19 protein-coding genes are annotated in these 14,603 nt (G+C 34.8%); 11 read left to right on the top strand and 8 right to left on the bottom strand.

Annotated elements, in window-relative coordinates; all coding sequences use genetic code 11:
- Positions 1-21: 21 nt before the first annotated feature.
- From QKW49_RS13920 to QKW49_RS13910, 3 genes are all read right to left on the bottom strand, one after another.
- Positions 22-429, bottom strand: a complete 408-nt coding sequence (locus tag QKW49_RS13920) for a transposase (RefSeq protein ID WP_282863261.1) — start codon at positions 427-429, stop codon at positions 22-24.
- Between the two features lie 68 nt (positions 430-497).
- Positions 498-773 (bottom strand): transposase, encoded by a 276-nt coding sequence (locus QKW49_RS13915; RefSeq protein WP_282863260.1) that lies wholly within the window; start codon positions 771-773, stop codon positions 498-500.
- Positions 774-840: 67 nt separating this feature from the next.
- Positions 841-1,170, bottom strand: a complete 330-nt coding sequence (locus tag QKW49_RS13910) for a transposase (protein WP_282863259.1) — start codon at positions 1,168-1,170, stop codon at positions 841-843.
- Between the two features lie 134 nt (positions 1,171-1,304).
- Here QKW49_RS13910 and QKW49_RS13905 point away from each other — a divergent pair, with 134 nt between their 5' ends.
- The 3 genes from QKW49_RS13905 (at position 1,305) to QKW49_RS13895 (ending at position 2,864) form a co-directional block, all read left to right on the top strand.
- Positions 1,305-1,679 carry a polysaccharide biosynthesis C-terminal domain-containing protein gene (locus QKW49_RS13905; RefSeq protein WP_349239132.1) on the top strand — a complete coding sequence of 125 codons (375 nt, stop codon included), beginning with the start codon at positions 1,305-1,307 and terminating at the stop codon, positions 1,677-1,679.
- A 32-nt stretch (positions 1,680-1,711) separates the two neighbouring features.
- Positions 1,712-1,903, top strand: coding sequence for a hypothetical protein (locus tag QKW49_RS13900; protein ID WP_282863256.1), 192 nt, complete (start codon positions 1,712-1,714; stop codon positions 1,901-1,903).
- A gap of 190 nt (positions 1,904-2,093) precedes the next feature.
- The gene (locus tag QKW49_RS13895) at positions 2,094-2,864 is read left to right on the top strand and encodes a transposase (protein WP_282863254.1); all 771 of its coding nucleotides are present in this window, start codon (positions 2,094-2,096) and stop codon (positions 2,862-2,864) included.
- A gap of 240 nt (positions 2,865-3,104) precedes the next feature.
- Here the strand turns inward: QKW49_RS13895 and QKW49_RS13890 are convergent, their stop codons facing one another.
- The 3 genes from QKW49_RS13890 to QKW49_RS13880 form a co-directional block, all read right to left on the bottom strand.
- A complete protein-coding gene (locus tag QKW49_RS13890; protein ID WP_349239030.1) occupies positions 3,105-5,129 on the bottom strand; it encodes a methyl-accepting chemotaxis protein in 2,025 nt (674 codons plus the stop codon).
- Between the two features lie 635 nt (positions 5,130-5,764).
- The gene (locus QKW49_RS13885) at positions 5,765-6,163 is read right to left on the bottom strand and encodes a hypothetical protein (protein WP_282863252.1); all 399 of its coding nucleotides are present in this window, start codon (positions 6,161-6,163) and stop codon (positions 5,765-5,767) included.
- Positions 6,164-6,285: 122 nt separating this feature from the next.
- Positions 6,286-7,194: a LacI family DNA-binding transcriptional regulator gene (locus tag QKW49_RS13880; RefSeq protein ID WP_282863249.1), complete on the bottom strand. Its 909-nt coding sequence runs from the start codon at positions 7,192-7,194 to the stop codon at positions 6,286-6,288.
- 502 nt (positions 7,195-7,696) lie between these two features.
- Here QKW49_RS13880 and QKW49_RS13875 point away from each other — a divergent pair.
- The 6 genes from QKW49_RS13875 to QKW49_RS13850 are packed head-to-tail and all read left to right on the top strand — an operon-like array spanning position 7,697 to position 9,296.
- Positions 7,697-7,825: a hypothetical protein gene (locus QKW49_RS13875; RefSeq protein WP_282863247.1), complete on the top strand. Its 129-nt coding sequence runs from the start codon at positions 7,697-7,699 to the stop codon at positions 7,823-7,825.
- A complete protein-coding gene (dctP, locus tag QKW49_RS13870) occupies positions 7,779-8,246 on the top strand; it encodes a TRAP transporter substrate-binding protein DctP (RefSeq protein WP_282863246.1) in 468 nt (155 codons plus the stop codon). Before QKW49_RS13875 ends, dctP begins: the two co-directional genes overlap by 47 nt.
- A complete protein-coding gene (locus QKW49_RS13865) occupies positions 8,201-8,551 on the top strand; it encodes a TRAP transporter small permease subunit (protein WP_282863245.1) in 351 nt (116 codons plus the stop codon). The genes dctP and QKW49_RS13865 overlap by 46 nt, the downstream gene beginning before the upstream one ends.
- Positions 8,524-8,688, top strand: a complete 165-nt coding sequence (locus tag QKW49_RS13860; RefSeq protein ID WP_282863244.1) for a hypothetical protein — start codon at positions 8,524-8,526, stop codon at positions 8,686-8,688. The genes QKW49_RS13865 and QKW49_RS13860 overlap by 28 nt, the downstream gene beginning before the upstream one ends.
- Before the next feature lie 40 nt (positions 8,689-8,728).
- Complete coding sequence (locus QKW49_RS13855) at positions 8,729-9,130, top strand: uroporphyrinogen decarboxylase family protein (protein ID WP_282868147.1); 402 nt, start codon at positions 8,729-8,731, stop codon at positions 9,128-9,130.
- Between the two features lie 25 nt (positions 9,131-9,155).
- A complete protein-coding gene (locus tag QKW49_RS13850) occupies positions 9,156-9,296 on the top strand; it encodes a hypothetical protein (RefSeq protein ID WP_282863242.1) in 141 nt (46 codons plus the stop codon).
- 64 nt (positions 9,297-9,360) lie between these two features.
- Here QKW49_RS13850 and QKW49_RS13845 read toward each other — a convergent pair whose 3' ends face one another.
- A complete protein-coding gene (locus tag QKW49_RS13845; protein ID WP_282863241.1) occupies positions 9,361-10,197 on the bottom strand; it encodes a BTAD domain-containing putative transcriptional regulator in 837 nt (278 codons plus the stop codon).
- 27 nt (positions 10,198-10,224) lie between these two features.
- The gene (locus QKW49_RS13840) at positions 10,225-12,687 is read right to left on the bottom strand and encodes a hypothetical protein (RefSeq protein WP_282863239.1); all 2,463 of its coding nucleotides are present in this window, start codon (positions 12,685-12,687) and stop codon (positions 10,225-10,227) included.
- A 326-nt stretch (positions 12,688-13,013) separates the two neighbouring features.
- Between QKW49_RS13840 and QKW49_RS13835 the strand changes: the two genes are divergently transcribed.
- Complete coding sequence (locus QKW49_RS13835) at positions 13,014-13,970, top strand: hypothetical protein (RefSeq protein ID WP_282863238.1); 957 nt, start codon at positions 13,014-13,016, stop codon at positions 13,968-13,970.
- Between the two features lie 15 nt (positions 13,971-13,985).
- Entirely contained in the window at positions 13,986-14,537 is a 552-nt protein-coding gene (locus QKW49_RS13830; protein ID WP_282863237.1) for a hypothetical protein, read from the top strand.
- The last annotated feature ends 66 nt before the right edge of the window (positions 14,538-14,603 follow it).

The raw sequence follows: 14,603 nt of genomic DNA, 5'->3' as shown, positions 1-14,603 counted from the left end.
ACAATAGATAGTTATCCACAACTATATAGTTTTGAAATTAAGAAATATCATCTCCTGTTCCTTGATAATTAAAATACTAAGCTGCAATATTTTTTTTGATTGTTCTGCTTTTGTAATTCTTGTAGCAATAATTGCAATGCAGGCTAAATCCATGAATACTACTTTTGCTTTTTTTAGCCCTGCTACACGCAGATTGTTTAAAGCATAGTTTTCTTTTCCATCACCAAAAAAGCGTTCAACGGATGTTCTTTCATCATATAGATTGTCCCATGCTTCTGTTCCTCGTAATGGATAAGATATAAACCGTGGATTATCCTTAATTTTAACTTTGCCAATGTATCCTGATTTTGTACTCGTACACCAACTTGAACCCATAGGACAATTGGCTTTTCCGCAAGCGTGGGGACATAAATAACCGAATGGTTCCATTATCATTTCCACCATTCACATACGGATAATTCATGGTGCAAACAAGTTGACCTTCCCAGTTAATGCCTTCAGGTGGAGTTTTTCGTATTTCTCCAGTTAATTGGCATAATAGCTTGAGCACCAAATGATACAGCATGTTGATAGATAGATGGTATATCATAGCCTGTATCCATAATGTAGTAAGATGGTTTGAATAAGTCTTCATAATCTGCCTTAAGCTTATTCATTAGTGGTATTGCCATTACCATATCTGCAACATTTGCAGGGGTTATGATGTACCCTAATGGGATTCCGCTTGTTGTATCTACTACAGCATGCATCTTCCAACCAAACCATTTTATCAATTAATAAGTCCCAAGGTTTTGGCTCTACGAACCATTCTCTGAAAAAGTTTTTTCAAGTACATCGGTTTTAGAGAGCTTTTCTATAAAACCTAGAGAAAGTTGAAGCACTAGGCGTTTTGCCAATAGTATCAAACCCGCAGGTTACTCTTAAAACGGGGTCTGTTTTCAACCTTTTAACTAATGCTTTAATAGTAGGTATTTGATCTATTTGCATTGCAAGTAAAGCATTGAGCAAGCTGGTATACGCAAATCCTTTAGGACCACGTTTGCTGACATCAATTTTAAAAGTTTCAAGCATAATTGAATAATCAATAAATGTTAAAACAGCTTGTAATTTTGTTAATGGTTGAATTTCTATAATTTGCTCTAAAGTAAATAATGTTGTTTGCCGATTCATAATTCGTACAACGTTTACTCCTTTCTGTGGATTGTTTGGACGAATTATTTATCGGATTGGGGTAAACTATTTTTTATGCTTTTTTCTAACCTTGTGTTTTCAAGGATTAGAAATTATGAAATTAACTCAATTACATACTGGTGGGTATTCCAGCAATCAATATTAATGGTGCGCCAATAGGTACTAATCTATGCTATTTTCTAATTGTTGTTTTAAATTTTATAGAAGTTAAGAAAGCTATTGGAGTGAAATACAGGGTTGTTGATTTTTTCATTAAACCAATGATAGTTACTGCTTCAATGGGGATAGCTGTTATTTTTACATATAATCATTTAATGCTGAGAGTACAAAGTAATAGTTTATCTGTAATTGCTGCGATTATAGTAGGAGTAGGAATTTATACACTTATGTTGTTTGGAGTAGGATGTATAAAAAAAGAAGATATTGAAATGGTACCAAAAGGAGATAAAATACTACTAATATTAAAGCGTTTTGGATTATTAAAATAGCTAAGCAAGATTATAGAATAAGGAGTTATTCAATGAAGGGGATCTTTTTTAACACGATGGTAGACCGACGCGAGCTATCAGTGGTTCTAAGAAAGCAAATCATTCAGTTAGATATCAAAAAAAGAAATAGTATTTTGAAAAAGCAAAGAGATAGAGGGAGTGTTTGGTCTACAAATATCCAGGGTAAAACGGGTATTTGTAGACGTTGGATTGGAAGAGTTTAACAGTTATAACCCTCCCTAATGGTCTTTTATATTATTCATAAGATCGGGGAGAGATACTCTGTACGGCATAGATTCTACAAATACCCAAATCCAGTATCTGTCCCTCGGCTTGTAGTCTTCATAACAACAGGGACGGTTCTTATTGACAAGTCGCCTTGAACTATTATAGAATGAGTTTGAGGTGATTTGTATGCCAAGAGTAGCAAGAGAAAAAAGTAGTACAGGGATATACCATATTATGATAAGGGGAATAAATCAACAAGATATTTTTGAGGATGATCAGGATAGGCAGAGGTATTTACAAACACTGGAGCGGTTCAAAAAGGAAACTAACTTTGAAATTTATGCGTACTGCCTAATGAATAATCATGTCCACTTACTAATGAAAGAAAATGAATTAGAAATATCAAAATTACTAAAAAAGATCGGTACGAGTTACGTCTATTATTTTAACTGCAAATATCAAAGGAACGGACATTTATTTCAAGATAGGTATAAGAGTGAAGCGGTAGAAAGTGACAGCTATTTTCATACGGTAATAAGATATATTCATCAAAACCCTGTAAAAGCTGGATTATCAAGTATCCAAGATTATAAGTGGAGTAGTTACAATAGTTATATGAGTAAAAACGAAAAATCAATTGTTGATACGGAATTTTTTCTGAGAATCCTATCAGAAAACAAAGATACAGCGATAAAAAAATATATTGAATACATGAAGGTACCTAACGATGACAAATGTTTAGAGATAGATAAGAGGGTTAAATTGACCGATGAAAAGGCAAGAGATATTATAAAAGAAATCGGGAATTTAACAAATATATGGGATATACAGAAGCTGGATATCGAAAAAAGAAATAGTATTTTAAAAAAAGCAAAGGAAGTAGAAGGGATGTCTATTTTACGAATATCGAGGGTAACAGGTATTAGTAGACCTGCAATTAGAAAAGCTGAACAGTGAGAACCGTCCCTGGTGGTTTGCTTCTGATAGCTGTGCTGGTAACACAGTTATCATTTAAAGGGGATGCTTTTTCTTTCTCTTTTTATGGTCATTATACTCGTCAATTCATGGACAGGCAAGTCCGGTAGCTTTCGGAAGATTTCTTTCGGTAGAAACAAAGCATTAATTGATGTATAAAAGTTTTCCCCGAAGCAAGCCTTCGAGGAAAACAAAGTAATTAATTTTAAAAATACATTGCATTTAGATTTTAAACTTCTGAACAATAGATTGTAAATTCTGCGCTAGGTATGACATACCCTCACTAGCATTTGTAATTTCTTCTATAGAAGCAGTTTGTTCTTCCATAGAGGCTGTTGCTTGTTGTGTTGCAGCAGCATTTTCTTCTGCAATAGCAGAAAGGTTGTTCAAAGTATCCAATATTTCATTTTTCATCTTTTCCATTTCTTCTCCTGAGGCATTCAACTGTTGCACGGCTTGTTCTGCCTCCTTCATTGCTTGGGCTATTAAAACATATTTTTCTTTACTTTGCATCACACTATTTGTTTGTTCTTTTGATATAGCAGACACTCTTTCCATTGTTTTTACAGCATTTTTTGCATTGTCTTGGAGTTCATCAACGATTTCATCTATAGCCTTTGTAGATATTGCCGATTGCTCTGCCAGCTTCCTGATTTCTTCTGCTACTACTGCAAATCCTCTTCCGGCTTCCCCTGCTCTTGCCGCTTCTATAGCGGCATTTAAAGCTAATAGGTTAGTTTGCTCTGCTATGGAGGTAATTACATTACTGGCTCGCCCAATTTTATTAGAACTCTCATTTGTTTTTAATATTACTTCATATATTTCTTTTGTTGTACCGTTACTTTCTTCTGTTATCCTGGACAGACTATCTACTTCTTTTAAGCCCTCACTAACAACTCCTGTTACCTTACTTGAAGCAGTATTTAGATTTTTCATATACTCTTGATCTTTTTCAATGGTCTTCCCTAATAAAATAGCCTTAGAAGAACCCTCCTCTGTATTTCTTGCTTGTTCAGAAGCGCCTTTAGCTATTCCTTCTACTGTCTTTGATATCTCTTCAGAAGCAGTAGATGATTGTTGCGAAGTAGCCGTCAGTTCTTCAGAAGCAGCAGCCACTTGTTCTGAAGAGCTGCCGATTTCCCGAACAATGTCTCTAAGATTATTCGTTATGTTTTGTAATGATTTTGATAAGGCCCCAATTTCATCTTTCTTTTTTAGATATTTTTCCTCTATATCCTCTGTAATATCAAGACCCGCTATTTTTTCCGCGTGTTTTGTTGCTACAACAATCGATTTGGCAATTGAACTCCCTACTAAATATGTAATAGCAATACTTACTAGCAAAATAGCTGCCATAACTATCATGATGATTTTCTGCAGTGCTGGAATTGCAGCTAATACTTCTTTTTCATGTGCTGTAATAACAAGTATCCAACTGGTACTTTGAATAGGTGCGTATCCGGCGTATAACGTATTACCTTGAAAAGAGTAACTACTAACTCCGGTTTTGTTTGCTAATATTTCCTTAAATAGTGCGACGGTTGATTCTAAACTCTTATCATTCTTTGCTTCTTCAATTGGTGTAAATTGATTAAATACTTTTTCCTTATCCGGATGACCAATCACTGTCCCACTGCTATTAATAATATAGCCATATCCTTCACTGCCATATCCTGTATCACTCGCTATTTCACTTAATATATTTCCATCCGCACGACCTAATAATGCTCCAACTACTTTCCCATCTCTTTCAATAGGAGTAACTAAAGCCAAAACAATCGCCTTGGTTGATGGACTAACCCCAAAATTATGAGCATTTTTATCGCCTTTGAGGGCTGATCTAGTAGGGTCTGATTCTCCTAGTTGAATGGTTTTTCCCCCGGAATAGTAAAGAGCACCATCAAGTGTCATGATCCCTAATTCGGTAAAATTTGTTCTTTCTACTTGATTTTTCAGTATAGGCTGCTGTATCTCCCAATCCATACTTTGAATATCTTCTCTTAATGCTATCATTTCTAAAGTTCGTCTTTGAGTCTGAATTCGACTTTCTGTTAGTCTTGCTGCCTCAAAGGATAATGAAGCAAGTGTTTTTTCTGCTTCTTTAGTAAGAGCAGCATTTGCTCTTAGTAAGGAGATAGACCCTATAGCAATAGATGATAATAAAATTAGTACCGAAAAATAAATAATTAGTTTTGTTTTTATACTTTTTATTTCAAATCTCCGTTTAAATTGTTTTATAGCTTTCACTACAGATTCCCCCACTGCAATTATTTTATTTGGAGCTTGGTTCTTCACCTCATATAGTTCTATCATCTTCATAGCTGGTTAACTGAATAACTGTTAATTTACTGTTGTTTACTGTACATAGTCCAGCCGTATTCACCACAATTTTAAACAATATAAGTGATTTAAGACTCGAGCTTTGTGACACCACCTTTCGACGGATTTAACTTTAGACTTGTTTTCTAGAGATTCTTTCCTGAGACTTAGGTGAAAAAACTAGCAGCTTCAGGAGATTAATAGCGTTTATAACTGTTATTATATCAAAACTCACAAAACATTTCTACATTTATCAACATATTTCTACATTTATCAACATATTTCTACAAAATTCTACATATCTCCTAAACAAACAACTATAAGGCAGTAGATAAGGGGGAAAAGATTTGTTTGATTGTTTGATTATAGCAGGAGTAGGAATTTATACACCTATGTTATGTGGGATTGGATAAATAAACGTTTTAGATTATTCACGGGATTAACCTAAGACTGTTAAGAAAGTATTTAGTTGGATATCAAAGAAGAAATACTATTTTAAAAAAGCAAAGAGATAGAGGGGGATATCTATTTATAAATATCAACGCACCCTCTCTTTGTATAGATTATTTTATTTTTTTCCAGTGGATATAATATTTACGCATATTGCTGTAATATCTGCCTGTGTAATTTGCTGCAACAGGTTCTTTTATATTAGTAAGGTCACTGTTAAGGAGACTGCCTTCCATAGTTCCGTAACTATCTATATAAGGATTATCATCAACTGTGCTATAAGAGGTATGCTCAGCATTTTGGACGATAGTAGTATCACGAACAGGGGCCAGCCCTATTTCATCAGTACCTTTATCTGATTGCGGGAAATCTGAAGTATTTGTAGTATTAAATGTTTTGGTGTCAAGAAGATTTTCGGCTTTCAAGGTTTTGTAAATTTCTGTGATCACTTTACCTATAAATTCTTCCAATGTTAATTCAATGTAATTATTATTTTCTGGCTTATTGTCCATATCATCCATTCCCATCTTATTCTAAAAATTAGTATCAATTAATAAATCGTCCTAATAGCGGAATTAATTAACATTTTTTTGATATAATTTAAATTAGGTAACGAAAGTAATAGGAATGGCTTTTATTTGCATATCATGTCGTTTACACTGCTGCGTTTTACTATCTCAGCCTCTTCCAGGAGGAAGGTGTGTTTATCCACTTCATTCATTTCAACTAATTCAATTAGTTTGGATACCATTATTGACGAAATCTGTTCGTATTGAATATGAATCTCTGACAATGGCGGATTGGTGTACTTGCACATCTCAATACCATCAATGCCAATGAGAGAAATATCATCCGGCACCTTAAGACCGAGTTCCGTAATAGCTGTCAGGACGCCTACCATTAGTATGGAGCTGCCGCAAAATATGGCGGAAGGGTATTCATTTTTGTTATGGGTAAAGATATTCATTGCAGCATTATACCCTTCTTCTGCACGCTGAAAGGAAGCATTTTTTTCAAAGAATCTTTTATCAAAAGTAAGGTTGTTTTCAGCAAGGACGGAATAATATCCTCTAAATCGGTCGGCAACAGATATTTTTCGGAAATCACCGGTGATGTGTCCGATTTTTTTATGACCATTATCCACTAGGAATTGAGCGGCCATGCGCCCGCATTTTTCATTATCATAATTCACTACGATCATATTTGGGCTGGTAGATTTTTTGCGTTGATTGTGTAGTGCAAGTTTATAGCCTTTTTCAACCAGCCTATCTACAATGTCTTTATTAAACAGATCTCCGATGATGATAGCACCCGCGATGGTCTTGGTGGATAGCAGCATCTCAATATTGTCAATATTATGCTCGCGGATAATAGAGATCATAATATTATAGCCAAGTGAAGAGCAAAGGTCTGTAGCTAAGGAATTAAACTGCAGATAGAACGGTGAACGGTAGACAGTAAGATTATCATTGTTATGAAAAAAGTCAATAATGAAAAGGCTGATTATCCTAAGAGGTTTGCCTACCAAGCTACGGGCGGTCAATTAAAGAACAGCGAGTAAAATCATCAATCCTGCTCTTTTCTGATGATGGTTAAGTATGTCTATCAATATATTATAAGACGAGGATCTAATGTAAATCAAAGTATAGTCTATAATCACGGTCATTGGATAATTTTTCAAAAATATCAATTGACAAGGTTGAATTTTGGTGATATATTCAAATAAGCACGTGTTTACAATGTGAAAATACGAATTATTCGTACTATTAGTCTTTGTATTTTAATCTATTATATTTCTGAACCCAACATAACTTATCCTATAATAAAATACTTATCACAAGTTACGGTTTACCCATGTTAATGTCTAAAGAATTCGAAAACTGACCAGTGATTTTCAGATTAAGCGAACGCATATAAAAACTGATATATCAATAATATATTACATTTTGCTTTTAAATTTAATAAGGAGGTGAATACGGTAAAGCGCGTATTACACTAAGAGCAAAATATTTATCTTATCTTAAGAAGGTGAGGAGAGACGGACTATGAAAAGAATGAAAGCAATGACCCTGTTAGTGACTGTTATGGTTCTATTCTCTATGCTTTTCACTAGCTGTGGCAACAAAAATGCCGATGTGGCGCAAGCTGGGAAGGAAGAAGCTAAAAAAGGTTGAACTTAAGATTTCACATGTTTTGCCTAATACCGAGCCTATCCATGAAGAGCTTGTGAACATGGCAGCGCATATTAAAGAACGTTCCAATGGGACACTTATTGTTCAGGTTTATCCGGATTCTGAGTTAGGGAATAATAAAGATAATCTTGAGCAGGCAATGAGGGGTGCCAATATTGTTACTGTAGCAGATCCCGGATATATGGCCGATTGCATTCCTGACTACGGGATTATGGACGGACCGTTTCTTTATGATGATTATAAAGACATTCAAAAACTAGCGGCATCAGCGTGGCATCAGGAGATGGTAAAAGCCTCTGCTGAAAATGGTATACCCCGGAATAATAGTAATATTTTTGAAGGAGAGATTTGCTTGAAATGGTTTTTAAAAACTTTGAAGAAATCATTAGCGGAACAGCCTTAGTGATTGTATTGGCAATCGTTATATTTAATGTTTTTATGCGATATATCTTTAGTATTTCTTTTAACTGGGCAGAAGAAATCGCAACGATGGGGTTTGTATGGACGGTGTTTTTAGGGACAAGTGCGTGCTATAAGCGAGGAATGCATATAGGTATTGATATCATCATCCATTTTATTCTAAATAGCTTAGAGAGATTAATGGAACTGGGAACAGGTATATTGTTAATTGTTGCAAATGCATATCTTACCTATCTAAGTTGGGTGTTTTCTATTGCAGCATGGGTAAGCCCACGACAGCACTTTTGATTCCGTATACTTTTGTCGATATTTCTTCAACGATCGCTTTCGGACTTATGACTTTTCATTTTGTAGCTCATTTTATCAACGTATTAAAAGGTGCAAAGCCGCAAGGAAATGAAGAAGGGATGATATTGGAGATATAGGTATTTAACGTAAGATTTAGATATAGTTGGGGGAGGGTAAATATGGGATGAGTTTTTCTTTCCATATTTAAAAAAAGCTGCGGATAATATTACAATACCCTGGGTTTTTCATAGTGATGGAAACTTAATGCCATTAATGGATAGAATATTACAGTTGGGAATGAATGGGCTTCATCCTTTGGAGCCAGGATGCATGGATTTAAAAGAATTAAAACAAAAGTATAGTGATAAAGTGTGTCCGATAGGAAATGTAGATATAGATTACACATTAAGCCAGGGTACTGAACAGGAAGTGGAAAAAGAAGTTAAGAGCAGAATAGAATTATTAGGCTCTGGCGGTGGATATATTATTTCAGATTCAAACAGTATACCGGCATATTGTAAACCTGAGAATATTATCGCGATGGCGAGGGCTGTTGAGAAATATAGATATATCTATTAAGTAAAACAATAAAAAGGAATTAACAATGATGAATAATGAGGATGGAGATATTGCTGTGCTTAGTTTTGGCGAAGCTATAGCTCCGTCCTCGTGCTTTGGGGAATTTGACTTTAAGGATTGGGCAAAAGAAACGTGTCTGTGCCTGCAATCTGGATTAAAAGAATAAAACATACCTTTTGCGGAGTTGGAACAGGGCATTATGATAGAAATACCGGCCGCTCACTTTTATATTATCTATACGCTAAATTTTTTATATCTTCCAGTTTTTTATCCGGTTCAATTCCTAGCGCTTTTCTTAGTCTTTTCTTAAAGGTTTGATATAGTTTAATAGCCCGCCCACGTTGATTTGTAGAGATATAGAAATTTAATAGAAAAAAGCATGCTTCTTCATTATAAGGGTCTAAATACAGTGTTTTTAATAGTAAGTTCTCTATTTTCTCATCTTCTTTTCTTTCTGTATAAATTTTTACCAATGATAGAGCCGATTTGAGATAAATTGACTTAAGCTCTTCTCTTTCGAAAAAGGTCCAATCTTCGTATATATCGTTTTCTAAAAGATTACCATTATAAATGGAAACCATTCTTTCAAGGATTGCAGTCCTTTTTAGTTTGTCAGTTTCACTAAAACTCAGTTTCTTCAGGTCTTTGTGATGCTCTAGAAAAGTATCAGTATCAATAATCAGATTATTTTTATTTTTTATCTGGAGCCCATTGCTGCTTTCATGTATCAGGGAATCATTTCCTTCTATTACTATCCCGTAGACAGATAAAACTTTTCTTAATTCATAAAGAGCTGCGCGCAATGAAGTTGAAGCTGATTTTTTATAAGATTGCGGCCAAAACAGCTCCATCAATGTTTCTCGGTTAATCGTCCTGTTTTTATGTAAGAGGAGATACTTCAAGATACCTTCTGCTTTTTTTGTTTTCCAATTATTTTCAGAAATAACGGTGCCGTTAACCGATATATGAAACTTTCCTAAGAAACATACTTTTATATTAACAGCACAAGTTCTCTGATTAATCTTATACAATAAAGCAAAATCATTGCAAAATTCTTTTAAAGTCATTTTATTGACAGCATTTATATTGTTTTTTTAGAAATCACAAGCGTCTTGACAGAAATATTTTTCAATTAATAATAAAGCATATTCACTAAATAAACCGTTCTTTATGCACTGAATGGACATCTCTATGATTGTAGGAAGATGAATAGCCCAGAACATGACATATTTGTTGGTGCTGGCAATATGCATTGCTTTTGCCAAGTAAGCTTCTCCTTTTTCAGCATCACCCATATCATAATATAGCTTTGCAAGATGGAGGCAAGTGCTGCATAAAACTTGCTTGGTATTTTTTGATTTGCTGGTTTTGATCGAATCTAAAAGTATCTTTTCAGCAAACTCATATTCCCCGGCCTCTCTAGCTAAAGCGCCTAGTAATGACTGGCCGATTTCAATGATACACTGTCCGGGATTTAGGAATTCTAAAGACCTGAAACACTTTTCTCCTTCTTTGAGAAGTTCTTTAGCATTTAGTTCATCTGATAGCCACAAGCAGCGATGAAGATTATTAAATTGATGCATCGCAGTATTTCCGAGACGTTGGAAATACTTATTGCTGGCATCAAGTAATTCATATGCGGTTTCAGAATCGTGTTTGCAGTAGCTGTTAATAGCTTCCAGTTTTTTGCCAATTCCAAGCACAAAAAGAAAATTATATTTTTCGCTGATTTCTAGCAGTTCATCCTTTACATCACAAAAAATAGTATCATCTTTTTTGAGATGTAAAATCATGAGCTGGAACATAAGTGCGAAGCATTTAAGCATTTCGGTTTTTTTCACCAAATTCATTCTGAAGGCTTCATTAATGAAGCTTTCAGCAATTTCAAGATCTCCAAGAAGATAGTGCAGTTGGCAGGAATATACTAGTGCCAGCCATTTCCAATCTTGCATCAGATCAAAGGAATTCGCTCGATTGCTTGAAATAATGGCTTTGGAATACTCCTCTTGCCAAAAATCCTTTAGCAGATCATTGGTAGATAGAATTCCTTCGGTAACAAGCCCGTCCGAAGAGGTTAGTAAAATCTGAATCTGATCAAGTACATGGATGATGTTTGCAGCGTTATTTCTAAACACATAGAAATGAACAATGGAGAAGTACGTTTTTAACTGCATAATTACATGATTGTCTTTTTTAAATATCTCTAAGGCCTTTTCTAACAGGATTAATGCATCCGTTTCTCCTTTCTGATAGATATAGCTTTTAATATAAAGAAGTATACCATTATTCTCAACAATATTCAGGGGAAGAAGATTGAACCACAATCTAAGGTTGTCAAGGGCTTCATAGGGTCCGAGGCTGGCTACTTCTTTTGTTATAAGATCCACTGCAGGTTTAATACTTCCGCATACAACGAAGTGTTCTATAGCTCTGTCAAAAATTTTATTATCAATGTAAAAAGCAGCTGCTTTCATGTGATAGCTCGTTATCTCTTCTTCGTTTAGATATCGGTGTTGAAGCTGAAGCAAAACCTCTCTGAATAGTCCGTGTAAACGATAAGTGAGTACATTCTTACTAACACATTTTTGGATAAACATTCCCTTCCGTTCACATTCTTCCAAGAGTTTCTGTGTATCGTCTATACCAAAAATGATAGAGGCTTGTTGTACAGAAAAGTCATGAAGAATGGCAAGCTTCACAAGAAACATTATCAATGCCCAATCATTTATGCTCAACACTTCTTCTACAAAATATCTGAATAATAACTCTTTTTCTACTGGGTAATCTAACATACTGCTTATCTCATGCGGACTTCGGTTGTTTAATAGCTGGCACATGATGACAATGCCTGCAGTCCATCCTTCAGTATAAGAAATGATTTTGCGAATTAGAGAATGTTCTAGTTTGGTTTTATAAACTTTACTCACCAGTTTGGCTAAATCTTTTTCAGAAAAACACAGTTCGCTATCGGTTATTTCAAGAACATTCATTTTCAGCTGTTGCTTAACAGTAATAATTTCGGTTTTACAACGGCTGCTTATTATTACACAGCAAGCATCAGGAAGATTATTTGTGAAATATCTTATGGTTTCGCAAATCTCTGCTGAGTCTTGAATTAGGTGGAAATCATCGAACACAATAAAGGTATTTATATTTGAGTGAAGCCTATGGAACTCCCATAGAGCTTTGCAGATAGTAGCATTGATATATTGATGTTGTGATTGAATATCGCCATATTCATCAATACAGCGGTGAATTTCATCCCATTTTTCTTCGCTGGCAGGAAAGAGTGTTTCAATTAAATTTGAATAAAAAACACTTAAGTTTATATCTTCTTGTTCTAATCGGTACCAGCATATTCTTGTATTCTTCTCATCATATAACGACAGTGATGCAACAATAAAAGAAGTTTTACCGTATCCGGCAGGAGCATGGATGATTATAGCCTGTTGAGTAGATATATCTTTAGAGAGTTTTTTCACATATTCTGACATTACAAAACAATTGGGTAGCTGAGGCATAATTAACTTACTTTTTAATACAGCTATATTTTTCATATTATCCCTCCAAGTAAAATCATGTTTTCCGTAGCTGGCGCTGCTCTGGCTGTGATTCAGCGAAGAAGAAAACATTTGATTATTAAAGTATTATCACCTTGTTCACGTTATAAGTGTATTAGTTTTTATGAGGTATGTAATCACCCTAAGGGTGATTACATACCTCATAAAAGGGGTCATTTTTCGGGTGATTTTACAATGTTAATTAATATCATAAATTCACACCTATTTCACGGAAATTTTACAAGGATATTTTAAACTAATAATAAGAAGCTTGCTGCGATATTTTCTTCGCTTCAATAATATTTCAAGGAAAAGTGATGGTAATGGCGAGAAAACAAAAAGTCAATGAAATTATGTTTGGGATAGGATTACTGATGCTGGGAGCACTTGCTTTCGTTTTTACACTATGGCTAACGGCGCTGCCGCCGGAAGGAGGAAGGGTCTATTCAAAACTGTTGGGTGAATATCAAATACATTCGTTAAGGTTAAAGCCTCCCATTATGGATGCATTACTATGGTTGTTTATGCCGGTTCCTACGATATTTGCACTAGAAGGTGGTGTGATGCGGTTACGTATGGGACTTAAAGTGCGTGAGCAGTCATTGCAGTACCAACCAAAAACTCTTTGGGCAAAGCTGGGTATTTTTAATCAGTACAGTGATATTCTGAATACTACGTTTTTTATGTTTGTGTTTATGGTCTTTTTTGCCTTTGGTGTCCATGAGCTCTGGTATGCTCCTAAAGTACTGTCTTCTCATGTGCTTTTTGTAGCTATAACAGTAATTAGCTATTTGGTCACGAGAAAACAATTGAGAAGTGTTTGGGAAAAGTTCGTGAATTGGTTTCGGAGAGGGATGCCTACCTATGAGCTAGCAGAAGATGGGATTATCATCAATTTGGTGACAATGATGAACAAAAAAGATGCACAACCGCCTCCGGTCTATATTCGATTCGATGAAATTGATGAATTAAGAGTTCTTACTTTTGTAGAAGTAGAGGCATTTAAAAAGTATAATATTGGACCGGATATTGAGCTTAGTATTCGGCAATCAGTAGATATTGCACGCTATATAAAATTAGAGATAGCCCGTCCATCCGTATATACTTTTACTGCCGGTTCCAGCGGAGATTGTAATGTATTTATAAGGGGGCCAGAATTATTTTATCTGATTGCATTTGAAACTGATAACGTATTTGATTTAGTGGAAGCATATGATGCATATAAAGCATCAGTGAAAATTCATGATTCTAATAAAAGTATGAAAATAAATAACGAATAGAAAGGGTATATATTTATGAAAAAAATGATTTTATTTATGGTTATGCTACTATCTATATTATTGGCTGCAGCGTGCGGACAAAATGTACCATCTGCATCAAACGAGACTAAGAAACAAACATCACCGGAGCGTCAAGCAAAAGATAAGGATATAAAAGAAGAAAGTACTAAAAGAAGCAGGATATCATTTGATAGAAATGATAGCGAAGATGTTTCTTATATACAGCATCTGAAATCTTTATGGGAGCAAACAAAGCCATTGTTAAGAGAAGATCTAAATAAGAACTATTCGGATGAAGAATATAAGAAGCTTGGTACCGAGATAGATATGGCGTGGATTAATCTCCAGATACATACTTCTTTTTCACATATGGAAGAGCTTGATAAAATTAAAGATGTGAAGCTTACTAATTTAGATGGAGATATCATACAGCTCATCGATGAGCTATATGGAAACAGATACGCCGGTTCTGTTGAAAAACGTGAAGAAAGAAGGGAAATTCTTAGAAAGGGACGGTTGGAAAAAAAGATTAAGGAGTTTGATAGTACTCTTAATAGTACAAATTAAACCTTTAAAACTGTAGGAGGTTCTACTGAAAAGTAGAACCTCCTACAGTTTTAAAGGTTTAATTTT

The sequence above is a fragment of the Petroclostridium sp. X23 genome (assembly GCF_030013905.1).
In the GTDB taxonomy this organism is placed as follows: Bacteria; Bacillota; Clostridia; order SK-Y3; family SK-Y3; genus X23.
Note: the sequence above shows the minus strand (reverse complement) of the source record. Positions and strands in the feature narration are given on the sequence as shown.